15 protein-coding genes are annotated in these 15,276 nt (G+C 63.0%); 11 read left to right on the forward strand and 4 right to left on the reverse strand.

From position 1 onward, the window contains the following. The first annotated feature begins 61 nt into the window (after window positions 1-61). From HU748_RS14165 to HU748_RS14200, 8 genes are all read left to right on the forward strand, one after another. The gene (locus HU748_RS14165) at window positions 62-739 is read left to right on the forward strand and encodes a thermostable hemolysin (RefSeq protein ID WP_186720768.1); all 678 of its coding nucleotides are present in this window, start codon (window positions 62-64) and stop codon (window positions 737-739) included. Next, the gene (locus tag HU748_RS14170; protein WP_186720769.1) at window positions 729-2,192 is read left to right on the forward strand and encodes an AMP-binding protein; all 1,464 of its coding nucleotides are present in this window, start codon (window positions 729-731) and stop codon (window positions 2,190-2,192) included. Before HU748_RS14165 ends, HU748_RS14170 begins: the two co-directional genes overlap by 11 nt. Window positions 2,193-2,200: 8 nt before the next feature. Further along, window positions 2,201-2,881 carry an iron-containing redox enzyme family protein gene (locus HU748_RS14175; RefSeq protein ID WP_186663886.1) on the forward strand — a complete coding sequence of 227 codons (681 nt, stop codon included), beginning with the start codon at window positions 2,201-2,203 and terminating at the stop codon, window positions 2,879-2,881. After that, window positions 2,868-3,674 (forward strand): SDR family oxidoreductase, encoded by an 807-nt coding sequence (locus HU748_RS14180; protein ID WP_186720770.1) that lies wholly within the window; start codon window positions 2,868-2,870, stop codon window positions 3,672-3,674. The genes HU748_RS14175 and HU748_RS14180 overlap by 14 nt, the downstream gene beginning before the upstream one ends. Continuing rightward, a complete protein-coding gene (locus HU748_RS14185) occupies window positions 3,671-4,312 on the forward strand; it encodes a hypothetical protein (RefSeq protein ID WP_186663882.1) in 642 nt (213 codons plus the stop codon). The genes HU748_RS14180 and HU748_RS14185 overlap by 4 nt, the downstream gene beginning before the upstream one ends. 2 nt (window positions 4,313-4,314) lie before the next feature. Further along, window positions 4,315-4,977: a response regulator gene (locus HU748_RS14190; RefSeq protein WP_186663880.1), complete on the forward strand. Its 663-nt coding sequence runs from the start codon at window positions 4,315-4,317 to the stop codon at window positions 4,975-4,977. Beyond that, window positions 4,974-6,335, forward strand: a complete 1,362-nt coding sequence (locus HU748_RS14195; protein ID WP_186663878.1) for an ATP-binding protein — start codon at window positions 4,974-4,976, stop codon at window positions 6,333-6,335. The genes HU748_RS14190 and HU748_RS14195 overlap by 4 nt, the downstream gene beginning before the upstream one ends. 81 nt (window positions 6,336-6,416) lie before the next feature. Beyond that, window positions 6,417-7,076 carry an HAD-IA family hydrolase gene (locus HU748_RS14200; protein ID WP_186711255.1) on the forward strand — a complete coding sequence of 220 codons (660 nt, stop codon included), beginning with the start codon at window positions 6,417-6,419 and terminating at the stop codon, window positions 7,074-7,076. A gap of 64 nt (window positions 7,077-7,140) precedes the next feature. Here the strand turns inward: HU748_RS14200 and HU748_RS14205 are convergent, their stop codons facing one another. After that, window positions 7,141-8,340, reverse strand: a complete 1,200-nt coding sequence (locus HU748_RS14205; protein ID WP_186711254.1) for an MFS transporter — start codon at window positions 8,338-8,340, stop codon at window positions 7,141-7,143. A 113-nt stretch (window positions 8,341-8,453) separates the two neighbouring features. Continuing rightward, complete coding sequence (locus HU748_RS14210; RefSeq protein ID WP_186711253.1) at window positions 8,454-9,353, reverse strand: LysR family transcriptional regulator; 900 nt, start codon at window positions 9,351-9,353, stop codon at window positions 8,454-8,456. Window positions 9,354-9,426: 73 nt separating this feature from the next. Here HU748_RS14210 and HU748_RS14215 point away from each other — a divergent pair, with 73 nt between their 5' ends. Then, a complete protein-coding gene (locus tag HU748_RS14215) occupies window positions 9,427-9,765 on the forward strand; it encodes a cupin domain-containing protein (protein WP_186720772.1) in 339 nt (112 codons plus the stop codon). Here the strand turns inward: HU748_RS14215 and HU748_RS14220 are convergent. Further along, the gene (locus tag HU748_RS14220; protein WP_186663871.1) at window positions 9,762-10,304 is read right to left on the reverse strand and encodes an Rrf2 family transcriptional regulator; all 543 of its coding nucleotides are present in this window, start codon (window positions 10,302-10,304) and stop codon (window positions 9,762-9,764) included. The two genes, HU748_RS14215 and HU748_RS14220, sit on opposite strands and share 4 nt — an antisense overlap. A 278-nt stretch (window positions 10,305-10,582) precedes the next feature. Between HU748_RS14220 and HU748_RS14225 the strand changes: the two genes are divergently transcribed. Both HU748_RS14225 and HU748_RS14230 read left to right on the forward strand, forming a co-directional pair. Next, on the forward strand, window positions 10,583-11,785 hold the full coding sequence (locus tag HU748_RS14225; RefSeq protein WP_186669150.1) for an NAD(P)/FAD-dependent oxidoreductase: 1,203 nt from the start codon (window positions 10,583-10,585) through the stop codon (window positions 11,783-11,785). A gap of 232 nt (window positions 11,786-12,017) precedes the next feature. Then, a complete protein-coding gene (locus HU748_RS14230) occupies window positions 12,018-13,643 on the forward strand; it encodes a methyl-accepting chemotaxis protein (RefSeq protein ID WP_186669148.1) in 1,626 nt (541 codons plus the stop codon). A gap of 43 nt (window positions 13,644-13,686) precedes the next feature. Here the strand turns inward: HU748_RS14230 and HU748_RS14235 are convergent, their stop codons facing one another. Beyond that, window positions 13,687-15,090 (reverse strand): cytosine permease, encoded by a 1,404-nt coding sequence (locus HU748_RS14235; protein WP_186669146.1) that lies wholly within the window; start codon window positions 15,088-15,090, stop codon window positions 13,687-13,689. Window positions 15,091-15,276 lie beyond the last annotated feature (186 nt).

Consider the following 15,276-nt stretch of genomic DNA (forward strand, 5'->3'; position numbering starts at 1 on the left):
AGATTCCATTCAGATTCGATACCGATAATCCACCCCGTCAAGCCCAATTGGGGGGAGTTTCATGACCGAATCTCAATGGAGCAGCCTGCTCCCACTCGCTATCGGCAATCACCCGGATCATCGCGCGCACCTGTCGCTTCATCGAGCGGATGACCCCACGCGCAAGGACTTGGAGCACTTTATCCACCAATGTTTTGCCACCGTGCACCAGGCCGATGTGCAGCATTACCTGCCAGAGCTGCTGGCATTGCAGGACAGTCACGGCCAACTGATCGCAGCTGCAGGCGTGCGCCCCGCCTGCGAGGGTCCGCTTTTCCTCGAAAAGTATCTGGACATGCCCTTGGAGGCCGCCGTTTCCCAGCTCACAGGCACTTCGCCAAGCCGCGCCTGCATGGTCGAGGTAGGCAACCTGGCTTCGCTCAGCGCCGGCAGCGCCCGCATCATTATCATTGCCATCACCTGGCTGCTTGCCATCCGTGGCCTTGAGTGGGTCGCATTCACCGGCGCCGCGACCTTGATCAACAGCTTTCGGCGGCTAGGACTGACACCCACCGTGCTGGCGTCGGCCGACCCAAACCGCTTACCAGGCCAGGTAGACCAATGGGGGACCTATTATGACCAACGCCCCCAGGTGTTCGTCGGGCGCATCGGCGATGGCTTCGACGCGTTGACCCGATCCGGCGTATTCCAACGACTGGGCTTTCCCGCGATTGCCAGGGAGGCCGGTCATGCTGCGTGAACTGGAGCGTTTCCGCGAGCAACTGATGTCGTTCGCACGTGATCATGCAGGTGCCGTGGCGGTCAAGGGTGCGACTGACCGTTACACCTATCGGCAATTGCTCGCAGAGGTGGAGCTGCGCGCTCAGGTGCTGCATCGACAACCTGCGGGTACATTGGTACTGGCCCTGGATAACGGCCCTGAGCTGTTGTTCTGGGATCTGGCGGCCTTGTTCGCAGAGCGCCCCTGCGTGATCGTGCCGTCGTTCTTCAGTGCGGCGCAGTTCGATCACTGCATTGTCCAAAGCGGTGCATCAGCCGTGTTGTGCACGACGCAGTGGACGCCGCATCTGCTAGACAAGGGATTTGTCCAGAATGGTGAGTTCTGGGTACGCGAAAACGCGACCTGCGCGCAATTGCCTGATGGCACAACCAAGATCACCTACACCTCTGGCAGCACCGGCAACCCCAAAGGTGTCTGCCTCAGCGCCGAAGCCATACTGCGTGTAGCGCGCGAGCTGGAAGCTGCCAGCCGACCAGCCGAAACACTGCACTATCTGGCAGTGCTGCCAGTGGGTGTGCTGCTGGAGAATATTGGTGTCTACGCCGCACTGATGGCGGGCGCCTGCGTACAGCTATATCCGCAGCAGCAGTTGGGCATGAACGGGGCGAGCCAAGTCGACTTCAAGCGGCTGCTGGGCGTCATTGCGCTCAGCGGTGCGCAGAGCCTGATACTCGTACCGCAATTGCTGATGGGGCTGGTCATGGCCATCGAGCGCGGACTGATGCGCGTTGGCCCACTGCGTTTAGTCGCGGTGGGCGGTGCACGGGTATCGCCAAGCCTGCTGGCACGGGCCGAAGCGGTCGGGCTACCGGTGTTCGAAGGGTATGGTCTGTCGGAATGCGCGTCTGTGGTTGCGCTGAACCGTCCGGGGGCCATTCGCCCTGGCAGCGTCGGCAAGCCATTGCCCCACGTGCAGGTGCGCATTGCCGAGGACGGCGAGGTGCTGGTGGCCGGCTCGACCTTGCTTGGCTACCTGGAGGACGCCCCGGTTACCCAGTCATGGTGGGCGACCGGCGATCTCGGCCATCTCGACGACGAGGGCTACCTGTACCTGAACGGGCGCAAGAAACACCAGTTCATCACCAGCTTCGGGCGCAACGTCAACCCAGAGTGGGTTGAAGCCGAGCTGACCCAGAGCGGCGTCATCGCCCAGGCATTCGTACATGGCGAAGCCTTGCCGCACAACCTGGCACTGCTGTGGCCACTGGACCCCACCGCCAGCGATGAAGCCATCGAGCAGGCCGTGCAGCACTGCAACGCGCAACTTCCCGATTACGCCCGAGTGTCTGCATGGCGCCGTTTGCCGAGCCCACTGAGCATCCATGACGAGACCCTGACTGCCAATGGCCGTCCTCGGCGCGAGGCGATCCTGAAGCGTTACCACACGTTGTTATCCGACATTACTTTGTGAGGTCTACCATGTCCTTTTTCGACACCCTGCAAACACAGACAGCCCAACAACGCCAGGCATTGTTCGCTGTGCCGGTGATCCGTGAAGCCTTGGCCGGCCAGGTCAGCCTGGACAGCTATGTCGCCTTCCTGACCCAGGCCTACCACCATGTTCGTCACACCGTTCCACTGATGATGGCCTGTGGCGCACGCTTGCCGTCGCGGCTGGAGTGGCTGCGCGGCGCGGTGTGCGAATACATCGAGGAGGAGTACGGCCACGAGCAGTGGATTCTCAACGACATCAAGGCGTGCGGCGGTGACTGGGAAGCGGTACGTGATGGTCGACCGGCACTGTCGATAGAGCTGATGGTCGCCTACCTCTACGACCTGATTGCTCGCGGCAACCCGGTCGGCCTGTTCGGCATGGTCAACGTGCTCGAAGGCACCAGCATCGCCCTGGCCACCCAGGCGGCGGGCACCATCCAAAGCACCCTGGGCCTGCCCAACCAAGCGTTCAGCTACCTCAGCTCCCATGGTGCGCTCGACCAGGGCCACATGCAGACCTACAAACAGTTGATGGACCGTCTCGACGATGCTGCGGATCAACAGGCCGTCATCCACGCAGCGAAAGTCGTCTATCGCCTGTACACCGAGATGTTCCAAGGCTTGCCACGCGCTGGGCAGCATGAGGTGAATCATGCGTTTGCCTGAATCTGTCGTGATCCTTACCGGCGCCAGTGGCGGCATTGGCCTGGAGCTGGCCGAGCAGTTGTGCGCTGCCGGTGCCCAGGTGCTGGCCGTCAGCCGACATATGGGCAAGCTGGCCAGCCTGATGAACCGATACCCGGACCGTCTGTACTGGCAAGCCGCCGACCTGCGCACACGAGAGGGGCGAGAACAGGTGGTCGCCCGCGCCCGCGAGAGGGGCCACGTCAACGTGCTGATCAACGCCGCTGGCGTGAACAGCTTCGCCCTGCTCGATCAGCTGGACGAGCAGGCGCTCGACGAACTGCTGGACATCAATCTGACGGCGCCGCTGCAACTGACACGTGCCTGCCTGCCACTGCTGCGTGCTCAGCCCAAGGCGCTGGTGGTCAACGTCGGCTCAACCTATGGATCGATCGGCTATCCGGGCTACGCCACCTACTGCGCCAGCAAGTTCGCCTTGCGCGGGTTCTCGGAGGCGTTACGCCGTGAGCTGGCCGACACCACGGTCAACGTCCTGTACGCCGCCCCACGGGCAACTCATACCGCCATGAACAGCAGCGCCGCGACCGCGCTCAACCAGGCGCTGAAGGTCGGCATGGACGACCCGGCAGATGTCGCGCGCGCTGTGCTCGAGGCCGTGGAGTCCGAGCGCAGCGAGGTATACCTGGGCTGGCCGGAAAAACTCTTCGTGCGAATCAACAGCATGCTGCCAGGCATCGTCGATCGCGCGCTACGCAAGCAACTGCCCGTCATTCGCCGCTATATCGGTAACCACTCCAAGGAGTCAATCAAATGAAGCGCCTGTTCGTCGCCAGCTTGCTGGCATTCACACCTTTGACCTGGGCATTGGACCAAGCCGGCTCCGAACACCTGAGCAGCCTGCAGCAGCGCTGGGCGCAGATCCAGTATCAACTGCCCAAGGAAAAACGCGCCGACGCGCTTGAAAAGCTGGCTGGCGATGCCGCCACGTTCGTGCATCAGTACCCCGGCACCCCTGAACCCTTGATCTGGCAAGGCATCATCAACAGCAGCTGGGCCGGGGCTACAGGTGGCCTTGGCGCATTGAGCAAGGTCAAGGCGGCGAAGGCCAGCCTGGAACAAGCCATGAAACTGGACCCCAACGCCTTGCAGGGTTCGGCCTACACCAGTCTCGGCACGCTATACGACCAAGTGCCTGGCTGGCCGATCGGGTTCGGCGATTCCGACAAGGCAGACGCCTTGCTGCGCCAAGCCCTGCAGATCAACCCCAACGGGATCGACAGCAACTACTTCTGGGCCGATCACCTCTACCGGCAGAAGCGTTATCCTGAAGCCACTCAAGCCCTGCACAAAGCCTTGCAAGCCCCACCGCGACCAGGACGTGAGTTGGCTGACCAAGGTCGGCGCGGCGATATCGATGCTTTAATGAAAATGATCAAGGACAAACAGGACTGAGCATGCGGCTGCTGCTGGTTGAAGACGAAATTGCACTGGGTGAAGGGATCTGTGACGGTTTGCGCCAGGAGGGCTACACCCTGGACTGGCTTCGTGACGGTGTCAGTGGCTTGCATGCGCTGCAACATGAGAGCTTCGACCTGGTGATTCTGGATCTTGGTCTGCCTCGCATGGATGGCCTGGAACTGTTGCGACGGGTACGCGCCGGTGGCGAAAGCCTGCCGGTGCTAATCCTCACGGCACGGGATGCACTGGACGACCGTATCTCCGGCCTCGATGCCGGCGCTGACGATTACCTGGTCAAGCCTTTCGACCTCAACGAGCTCAAGGCGCGCTTGCGCGCCTTGCTGCGGCGCAGCGCCGGGCGCGCCAAGCTGTTGATCGAGCATGCAGGCGTCAGCCTTGATCCGGCCACCCAGCAAGTGCACTACAAAGGTAACGAGGTGGTGCTGACCCCCAAGGAATACCTGCTGCTGCACGAACTGTTGGCGCAACCGGGCAGGGTCTTCACCCGTGAACGCCTGACCCAGCTACTGTATGGCTGGGACGAAGAGCCCGAGAGCAATACCCTGGAGGTCAATATCTACCACCTGCGCAAGAAGCTGTTCAACGGTCTGATTCGGACGGTGCGCGGGATCGGCTACCTGGTCGAGGCGAAGGCATGACTTCGCTACGCCAACGCACACTCTGGCGGGTGATGCTATTGCTGCTACTGGGCACCGGCCTGCTGGCGCTCTACAACTATCACGACAGCCGCCGCGAGATTAACGAAGTCTATGACGCCCACCTCGCCCAGAATGCTCGCCTGCTACAGGGCGTCATGAACATGCCGGTGCAGGAAGGCTCACGGGAAGTGCTGTATCAGGCCTTCAACGAGGCTCTGAGCAAGGCAGGACGGCATCAGGTCGGGCACCCGTATGAAAGCAAACTGGCTTTCCAGGTGTGGCAGGAGGGGGCAGGCCTGCTGGTGCATACCCCCAGCGCACCGACCATGCCTCCTCCAACTGCGGCGGGCTTCTACGATTTCACCTCCGCTGGCGAACAGTGGCGTGGTTTCGTGTTACCGGTGCCGGAGAAACACTGGGTGATCTGGGTAGGCGAGCGTGACGACGTACGTTACGACCTGATCGACCGCATCGTGCGTCACACGCTGCTGCCTTTTTTACTCGGCAGCCTGGCATTGGCATTGCTGGTCTGGGCCGCCATTGGCTGGGGGCTTGGACCGCTCCAGAACATGGCCAATGTCATACGCGGGCGTCACGCCGACTCGCTGGAGCCCCTGCAACTGGTGCCCCTGCCCTCGGAGCTTGAGCCCATGCAGGCCGCCATCAACCGCTTGCTGGCCCAGATCAAGGACCTGCTACGGCGCGAGCATCGGTTCATCGCCGATGCCGCCCACGAAATGCGCACGCCGTTGGCGGTCCTGCGCCTGCATGCACAGAATGCCTTGGCTGCCAGTAACGATAGCGAGCGGCAAAAAGCGCTGGGCTTTCTCATGGGCGGTGTCGATCGGTTGACGCGAGTGGTCAATCAGCTGCTGACACTGGCCCGCGTCGAACCCCGGCTGGGTCAGCGTGCGACTACCCGCGTAGACCTGGCCGAAGTGGTCGCCGACACACTGGCCGATCTGACCCCATGGATACTGGACCGGGGGCTGGAGCCCTCCCTGGAGATCGACGAAGGCGACCATCACTTGGTGATCGATGCTGGCGCGCTGGGCATCGCCCTGCAGAACCTGGTGTCCAACGCGGTAGAGCATTCACCGCCGGCAGGCCGCATCATCGTGTCACTCAAGCGCCTGGACAACGCCTTCGAATTAGTGGTCGAGGATGAAGGCCCGGGTATCGATGAAGCGAGTCTTTCCCGTGTATTCGAACGGTTCTACAGTCGTAACACCACGAACGGTGCAGGTCTGGGTCTTTCGATAGTGGCGACTATCATCGATCGCCTTGGGGGCCAGGTGCGACTGAAAAATCGACCGCACAAAGGGCTGGCAGCCACCTTGCGACTGCCCATGGCGTGATGTCGAGGCCCTTGACCGGTCATCGATCAATACAGGTATGATGGCTGCTGCTGAATTGTTTCTTCACTGCCAGGATGCCCGATGCTGACCGCCCTGCTGTTCGACCTCGATGGGACCCTCACCGACACCGACACCCTCCACCTGCAGGCATTTCGCAAGCTGCTGCACGAGTACGACGGCCGCGAACTGACCCAGGAGCAATTCAACGCCCAGGTCAGCGGGCGTTCCAACGGTTTGCTGTTCAAGGAGCTGTTCCCCCAGGCCGATGCAGCTGAGTGCAAGGCTCTGGCCGACCGCAAGGAGGCGTTGTTCCGCGACATGTCGCCCACGCTCGAGCCGATGCCGGGCCTGCTGCGCCTGCTGGACCACGCCGAGCGCCACGGCATCGGCATGTGCGTGGTGACCAATGCCCCACGGCTGAATGCCGAGCACATGCTAGGGGCCATGGGCCTGGGCAAGCGCTTCGAGCATGTGCTGGTGGCCGACGAGCTGGCCCGGCCCAAGCCCGACCCCTTGCCCTACCTCACCGGCCTCCAGCGCCTGGAAGCCAAGGCCGAGCAGGCACTGGCCTTCGAGGACTCACTGCCCGGCGTGAAAGCGGCGGTCGACGCCGGGATCTTCACCGTGGCCCTGGCCACCACCCAACCAGCCGAGCGCCTGCTGCAGGCCGGCGCGCAACTGGTGATCGAGGATTACAACGACCCACGGCTGTGGGCGTTGATCAAAGAGATGCAGGCGTAACCTGCTCCTCGACAGGAGGGGCGGTTCGCCGCTGCGACTTGGCCCGCGCCTACCGAAGGGTGGTTCAAGCCCGTCGCGCAACCATCAGGAAGATCACCAGCGCCAGCCCCGGCAATACCGCGCCCACCAGCGCCACGCCATTCCAGCCATAACCCGCATACAAGGCACTGGCCACCGCCGACCCCAGCGCACCGCCGATGAAGATACTGGTCATGTACACGGCATTGAGCCGCCCACGGCTGGCCGGGTCCAGCGCGTACACCTCACGCTGGCCGATCACCATGTTCATCTGCACGGCGAAGTCCAGCAACACCCCGGTCAACCCCAGGCCGATCACGCTGTAGCCCGGCGCACTCAATCCGAACAGCAGCGACACTGGCGCCAGCACCAAGGCCAGCAACGACGCCTGGCGCGCATGCCCGGCATCGGCAAGGCGACCGGCAATCGGTGCAGCAATCGCGCCCACCGCGCCCACCAGCGCGAACAACGCGATCTGGCTCTGCGACAGGCCATGTTCGGTCGCCAGCGCCAAGGGCACGGCGGTCCAGTACAGGCTGAACGTCGCGAACATCAGGCCCTGATACAGCGAACGCTGGCGCAGCAACGGGTAGCGCCGAAGCAGCCCGCCCAGCGAGGCCATCAACTCGACGTAGCTGGCCTTGTGCTCCGGCACACGCCGCGGCAGGGTCACGGCCAGCAGCACGACGATAGCCGCCATCAGCACCGCCGCCCCCAGGAACACGGCACGCCAGCCGAAGTGATCGGCCACCAGGCTCGACAAGGGCCGTGCCAGCAGGATGCCCAATAGCAGGCCACCCATGATGTTGCCCACCACCCGGCCACGCTGTTGCTCCGGCGACAGATGCGCAGCCAGTGGGATCAGCATCTGCACCGCCACCGAACTGAAGCCGATCAGCAAGGCATAACCGAGAAACAGCTCACCTTGGCCATGCCCGCTGCTGCCCGCCAGGAGCAGGCTGGCGCAAGACAGCACAGCCGTGGCGATCATCAGCCGACGGTTCTCCACCAGGTCGGCCAACGGCACCAGCAACAGCAGGCCCAGGGCGTAACCCAGCTGGGTAAGCGAGACGATCAGGCTGGCACGCTCGGTGGACAGCCCAAGGTCAGGCGCAATCAGGCCGACGATGGGTTGGGCGTAGTAGATGTTGGCAACGATGGCACCACAGCAGAACGCCAGCAGCGTCACCAGGCCTCGGCTCAGTGATGTGCCGGATGTAGAGGATGTCGCTAAAGAAGCAGTCATTTCAGATTCTTCACACATGGCAAGACATGCCACGCACCTTAGCGGCCAGGGCCTGCCGAGGGAATCGGGCCACAGCGCAAAGCGCCGTTGCGCCAGGCGCAACGCCACCACGCTCAAGGCCTGAGCAACGACTCGCAGAACTCGATGAAAGCCGTTACCCGCCGCGACCAACGATGGTTGGGCAGATACAAGGCGTTGATATTGCCACTGGCAGCGATCGGATTGGCCTGCCAGCCCGGGAACAACCGCACCAGACGCCCGGCAGTGACATCGTCCCGTACCAACCAGTCAGCCAGCAGGCTGACACCACTGCCCGCCACCGCCGCCTCGCGCAGTAAATCGGAGTTGGCGCAGCGCAAGGGCCCGGTCACATCCACCTCGATCAGCTCATCACCTTGGCGCAGTTGCCACGGTCGCCCCAGGCCGCCATAGCGAAAGCGCAAGCAGGCATGCTCGCTCAGTTGCGCGGGGTGCTCGAGCGCAGGATGGCTGGCCAGGTAGTCCGGGCTGGCCACCAGCCAGCGCTCGAAAGTGCCCAGGGTACGGCTGACCAGCTCGTCGCTCGGCGCCGGATCACCCAGGCGAATGGACAGGTCATAGCGTCCGTCGAGCAAATCGTCGAAGCGATCGCTCAGGTCGATATCCAGCTCCAGCGCGGGGTAGCGGGCCATGAAGCGCCCCAGGTGTGGCGCGATCATCCGCCGCCCGAACTCCACAGGCAGGCACAGGCGGAGCACGCCCACCGGTTCCTGTCCACGATCGGCGACGCTGGCATCGGCCTCGGCCAGGGCCGCGACGATAGCGCGGGCGCGCTGATAGTAGCCGACGCCCGCCTCGGTCAGGCTGACCTGCCGGGTCGAGCGGTTGAGCAGGCTGGTACCCAGCTCGCTTTCCAACGCATCGACCAGGCGCGTCACCGACGAGGTCGCGACCCCGAGCCTTCGGCCGGCAGCGGAAAAGCCCTGAGCCTCAACAGTCGCCATGAACATCTTGATGGCTAGCAGCTTGTCCATTGGCGTGGTTCCGTGCAGAAAATCCCGGAACCTTCCTACAATCACAGTCCGGAATCAAGAAAGGCAAACGTCCATGCCCGACAACCTGTTCAGCCCCCTGCCCCCGCTCGACCCTGCAACAGCCGAGCAATTCGACGAGCTGCTGCGCCGCCCGGGACTGCGCATCGAGCGCATCGTCTCCAGCGGCCAATGCAGCCCGCCCGGTTTCTGGTACGACCAGGCCGAAGGCGAGTGGGTGGTGGTACTCAGCGGCAGCGCCGGGTTACGCCTGGAGCACGAGAGCGAAATACGCATACTAAAGGCGGGCGACCACCTGGATATCCCGCCACATTGCAGGCACCGCGTAGAGTGGACGCAAGCCGATGCGACGACAGTCTGGCTGGCAGTGTTTTACGGGAGCGCCACAGACTAGAGCTGCTTGAGCGCGATTTCCGCCGCCCCACCCTTGCCATCGCGCCGCTCGCTCATCCAGTCGTTGACCTTCTGCCCGAACTCGGCCGGCGCCTTGCGCCCGAAACGCCGCGCCAGGTCGAGGATGGTCTGCTGGGCCAGTGCCTCTTCCATGCGTTTCTGCGCGCTGAGCATCACCGCATGGATGGCACAGGTGCCCTCGGTTGCCCATCCTGGCGCCGTGCCGTCGAACAGCGAGCAGCGCTCGCGGATCTCGCGGCAATCGAAGATCTTCTTCGGCCCATCGATGGCATTGACGATATCCAGCACGGTGATTTCATCCGAAGGCCGGGCCAGGCGAAAACCGCCGCGCACGCCTTCGGTGGCCGCCACCAGCCCGGCACGCGCCAACTTGGTGAAGACCTTGGCCAGGTATTCCTGCGGCACCCCTTGCAGTTCGGCGAGATCGCGCACGCTGGACTCGCGGCTGTCGCCGCGCTCGTCGATGAGAAACAGCAGGCAGTGAATGCCGTACTCGACGCCCGCGCTGTATAACGACATATCAATCTCCGACCAAATTTGTCGCAAATAGTACGCCCTTCTCCAGAAACTGGCAAAGCCGTCGGCCACCACCGGTCGCCCGCCTATTTTTTTCAATCGCCCATAACCCCTGATTTATCGCTGCTTTACCTGCAAAGCGAGGGCCGCCTGCGACTGCCCGTTAAAAAAAAACTTGTCGTTTTAAACTACGACCAATAGAGTCGTAGTTACTCGACAAGCGCAGCAGCGCACGCCGAACCTCGACCCAAAACCCTTCGACCCTCTCGCGGAGCCTGTCCATGAATCCACACATCCTGATCATCGGTGCCGGTTTTGCCGGCGTCTGGAGCGCCCTGAGTGCCGCCCGCCTGCTCGACCTCGCCAAGCGTGGCGACATCCACATCAGCGTGCTCGCACCGCAGGCCGAGCTGCGCATCCGCCCGCGCTTCTACGAGGCCGATGTGCACTCGATGAAAGCGCCGCTTGGCGAGCTGTTCGAGGCTGTAGGGGTGAATTTCATCCAGGGCCATGCCCAATCCATCGATGCCGACGCACGCTCGGTCACCTATATCGACGCCAATGGCCAGACCCGCCACCTGGGTTATGACCGCCTGGTGCTGGCCGCCGGCAGCCAGGTCGCCCGCCCCGCCTTACCGGGCCTGGACCAGCACAGCTTCGATGTCGACCAGATGGAGTCGGCGATCAAGCTGGAGCAGCACCTGACCGACCTCGCCAGCCTGCCGGCCTCCCCGGCCCGCGACACCGTGGTGGTGTGCGGCGGCGGTTTCACCGGTATCGAGACCGCCACCGAAATGCCTGCCCGCTTGCGCGCAGTACTCGGCGAGCAGGCCAATATCCGCGTGATCGTGATTGATCGCGGCGCACAGGTCGGCGCAGCCCTCGGTGCAGGCATCACCCCAGCCATCGTTGCCGCCTCACAGCACGCCGGCGTGCAATGGCTCACCAATGCTTCGGTGATCGCGGTGGATACCGGTGGCGTGACCCTGGATAACGGCGAGTACATCGCCAGCAAGACGGTGATCTGGACCGCAGGCGTCAAGGCCAGCCCGCTGACCGCGCAGATCGCCGGCGAGCGCGATGCCCAGGGCCGCCTGCGCGTCGACGAGCACCTCAAGGTCATCGGTCAGCAGTACATCTACGCCACCGGCGACGTGGCCTGGGCCGCAGTCGATGACCTGGGCAACCACGCGCTGATGACCTGCCAGCATGCCATCCCCATGGGCCGTCACTCGGGCAACAATGCCATGGCCGACCTGCTCGGCGAGGCGCCGGTGGTGTATCGCCAGCCCAAGTACGTCACCTGCCTCGACCTGGGCGACTGGGGCGCGGCGTTCAGCGAAGGTTGGGAACGTGAACTGAAGCTGCAGGGTGACGAAGGCAAGCAGCTCAAGCGCCAGATCAACTCGGTGTGGATCTACCCGCCAGAGGCTGATCGCAGCAAGGCCCTGGCCGCTGCCGATCCAATGATCGCCATCGTTTAAGCGAATAAACCTGACAGATCCGTCAAAAAATGACGGATCTGTTTGTACCTGTAGTTACATTGAATGACTGGTCAATAATAGTGGCACCGTGGCATTATTGACGTCAAAAAACCCACTAAATTTAAGGATATTGTACTTTCCCGCAGCGCACCGAGACGCCTGGCCCTTTCGCCGGTTCCGGCCCCGCGCCCCAGCGCTTGAAGCCTGCACGCCACATTCAAGGAGTAGCTCCATGCAGTTAAGGAATATGAAGATCGGTATCCGGGCAGCCAGCGTATTTACGCTGCTGGGCGTCCTGGTACTGGTCATGGGCTTGATATCGCTGTACGAAACCCGGCGCATGGACAGCGCCACCGATGAGATCCGTGTCACCTGGATTCCGGCGATCATTTATCTGAACGAGGTCAGCACCAATCTCGGTCGCGCCCGCGCCATGACTCTGCGCAGCGTGATCGAGGAAGACCCCGCCGTCCGCCAGGCAACTCTCGGCCGCATCGGCGAGATCAATGCTTCGCTCGAGGTAGGCATCAAATCCTACGAATCGACCATCATCGAAAAGGACGACCGCGCCCTGTTCGATAACTTCGTCTCCCTCGCCCAGCGCTACCACGGCCTGCAGAAGTCGATCCGCGATGCCGCGGCCAATGGCGACATTGTCGAGGCTAAACGCCTGGTCAACGGCCCGCTGGCCGAATACGCCGACTCGATGATGAAAGCGCTCGGCACCCTGATCCAGTACAACTCCGACGGCGCCGACAAAGCCTCGCAGCGCAGCAGTGACGCCTATGACGAAGCCTTTGCCCTGATCGTGCTGTCGTTGGTGGTGATCATCCTCGCGCTGGTGGCCATCGCCGTGCTGCTGACTCGCAGCATCGTCGTACCGCTGGCCGAAGCCGTGAGCGTCGCCGAGCGCGTGGCCACCGGCGACCTGACACAGGAAATCCGCATCGTCGGTCGTGACGAGCCGGCGCTGCTGCTGCGGGCCTTGAGCCGCATGCAGGAAAGCCTGCGCGACACCATCCGCAAGATCGCCGCCTCGTCCGACCAACTGGCCTCGGCGTCCGAAGAGCTGCACACCGTCACCGAAGACACCAGCCGCGGCCTGCACCAGCAAAGTGCCGAGATCGACCAGGCCGCCACGGCCGTCAACCAGATGACCGCTGCCGTCGAGGAAGTGGCCAACAACGCGGTCAGCACCGCCGACGCCTCCCAGGGCGCCGACCAGACCACCCGCGATGGCCGCGACCAGGTCAACCAGGCACTGAGCTCGATCCAGCAACTGGTCGAGGACGTCACCGGCACCTCCAGCGAGATCGAACAGCTGGCCAACAGCGCCAACGAAATCAGCCGCGTGCTCGATGTGATCGGCTCGATCGCCGGGCAGACCAACCTGCTGGCGCTCAACGCCGCCATCGAAGCCGCACGGGCCGGTGAGGCCGGGCGTGGTTTTGCCGTGGTCGCCGATGAAGTGCGGGCACTGGCGCACCGGACCCAGCAGTCCACCGCAGAAATCGAACAGATGATCGGGGGTATCCAGACCGGCACCGAGCGCGCCGTGGGCTCGATGCACAGCAGCCAGGGCCGTGCCAGCGGCACCCTGGAGATTGCCCAGGCGGCGGGCCAGGCCCTGGAACTGATTGCCGAGGCGATCGCCGCGATCAACCAGCGCAACCTGGTGATCGCCAGCGCATCCGAAGAGCAGGCCCAGGTGGCACGTGAGGTGGACCGCAACCTGGTGAACATCCGCGACCTGGCGATGCAGACCTCGGCGGGCGCCAACCAGACCAGCGCTGCGGCGCAGGATCTGTCGCGCCTGGCGGTGGAATTGAACGGGATGGTGGCGCAGTTCAAGGTGTGAACTGAAACACCGGGGGCCGCTTTGCGGCCCTCTTGCCAACCAACTAGTCGCTCACACCTACTGCACGTCCCGCCTTCACCGCCGTGCCGCGAGTCGCCAGGCAATAATAGAGCGGCACCGTCACCAGCAACCCGAACAGCCACGACAGGTCGGCACCCTCGACGATGTTCGAATACGGCCCCACATACAACGCCGTATTGGCGAACGGCAGTTGCACCAGAATCCCGCACACATAGGCGACGATGGCGTGGTGGTTGAAGCGACCATAGATCCCGCCATCGGCGCGGAAGAACGAAGCGATGTCGTATTCGCCCTTCTTGATCAGGTAGAAGTCCACCAGGTTGATCGACGCCCAGGGCACCAGCACCAGCAGCAGTGCCAGGATCAGGCCGATGAACTGGCCGATGAACCCCGCCGAGGCATTCAGCGCCACCAGCCCGCACCCGAGCAGGATCACCGACGCCAGCACTACCCGCACCCGCACGCTCGGCGTCCAGTGAGCGACGAACGTCTGGATCGCGGTGACGATCGACAGCACCGCACCATACAGGTTGAGCGCGTTGTGGCTGATGATATTGAGCAGGAACAGCACCATCAGGATCGGCCCCAGCCAGCCGGTGGCCTGCTTCACCGCATCCATCGCATCAGTACCTTCCGGCACGCACAGCACCGCCACTGCCCCGAAGCTGAAACACAGGATGGTGCCCAGGGTCGCGCCGAAATAGGTCGCCCAGAACGGCTTGGCGATACCGATCTCACGCGGCAGGTAACGCGAATAATCCGAGGTGTAGGGCGAGAAGCTGATCTGCCAGATGGTGCCCAGCGACACCGTGGCGATGAAGCCCGACAGGTTGAAGGCGCCGCGGCTGAAGAAGTCTGCCGGCAGTTCCTGGGCGAACATCATGATGAAGCCGGCCAGCAACGCCGAGCCCATCACCCAGGTACCGATGCGGTTCAGGCTATGAATGAAGCGATAGCCGATCACACCGATGGCCGTAGCGCTCAGGGCACCAATGACGATGGCCGTGGGCATCGGCACGCTCGGGGCGATACCGTGGATCGACTTGCCCGCCAGGACGATGTTGGAAATGAAGAAGCCGACATAGATCAGCGCAGTGAAGAACACGATCAGCAAGGCGCCGTAGCGCCCGAACTGGCCGCGGCTCTGCACCATCTGCGGAATGCCCAGCTGCGGTCCCTGCGCAGAGGCCAGGGCGATGACGATCCCGCCCAGCAGATGCCCCATCACGATGGCGACCAGGCCCCACAGCAGGTTCAGGTGGAACACCTGGACCACCATAGCGCCGGTGACGATCGGCAGTGGCGCGATATTGGTGCTGAACCAGAGGGTGAAGAGGTCGCGCGCCTTCCCGTGGCGCTCGGAGGGGGGAACATGATCGACCGTATGATTCTCGACAAACTGGTGTTGCGACGACGGTTGGGACATAGGATTTCAGCTCGAAAGGATCATTTTTATCGTTGTATGGAAACCGCTCGAGGCGGCCTCTCAGCTGAAGACCATATTATGGTATTCCAAACTTTTGACAACACTGCGCCGCGTTTTTTCAGCGCATCTGATCTGCGTTGTGCGCCACTGTGGCGCAGGGCTCTAGTCGTCAAGACCAATGAATAC

It is taken from the genome of Pseudomonas sp. RW3S2 (assembly GCF_014268955.1).
GTDB classification, from domain to species: domain Bacteria; phylum Pseudomonadota; class Gammaproteobacteria; order Pseudomonadales; family Pseudomonadaceae; genus Aquipseudomonas; species Aquipseudomonas wayambapalatensis.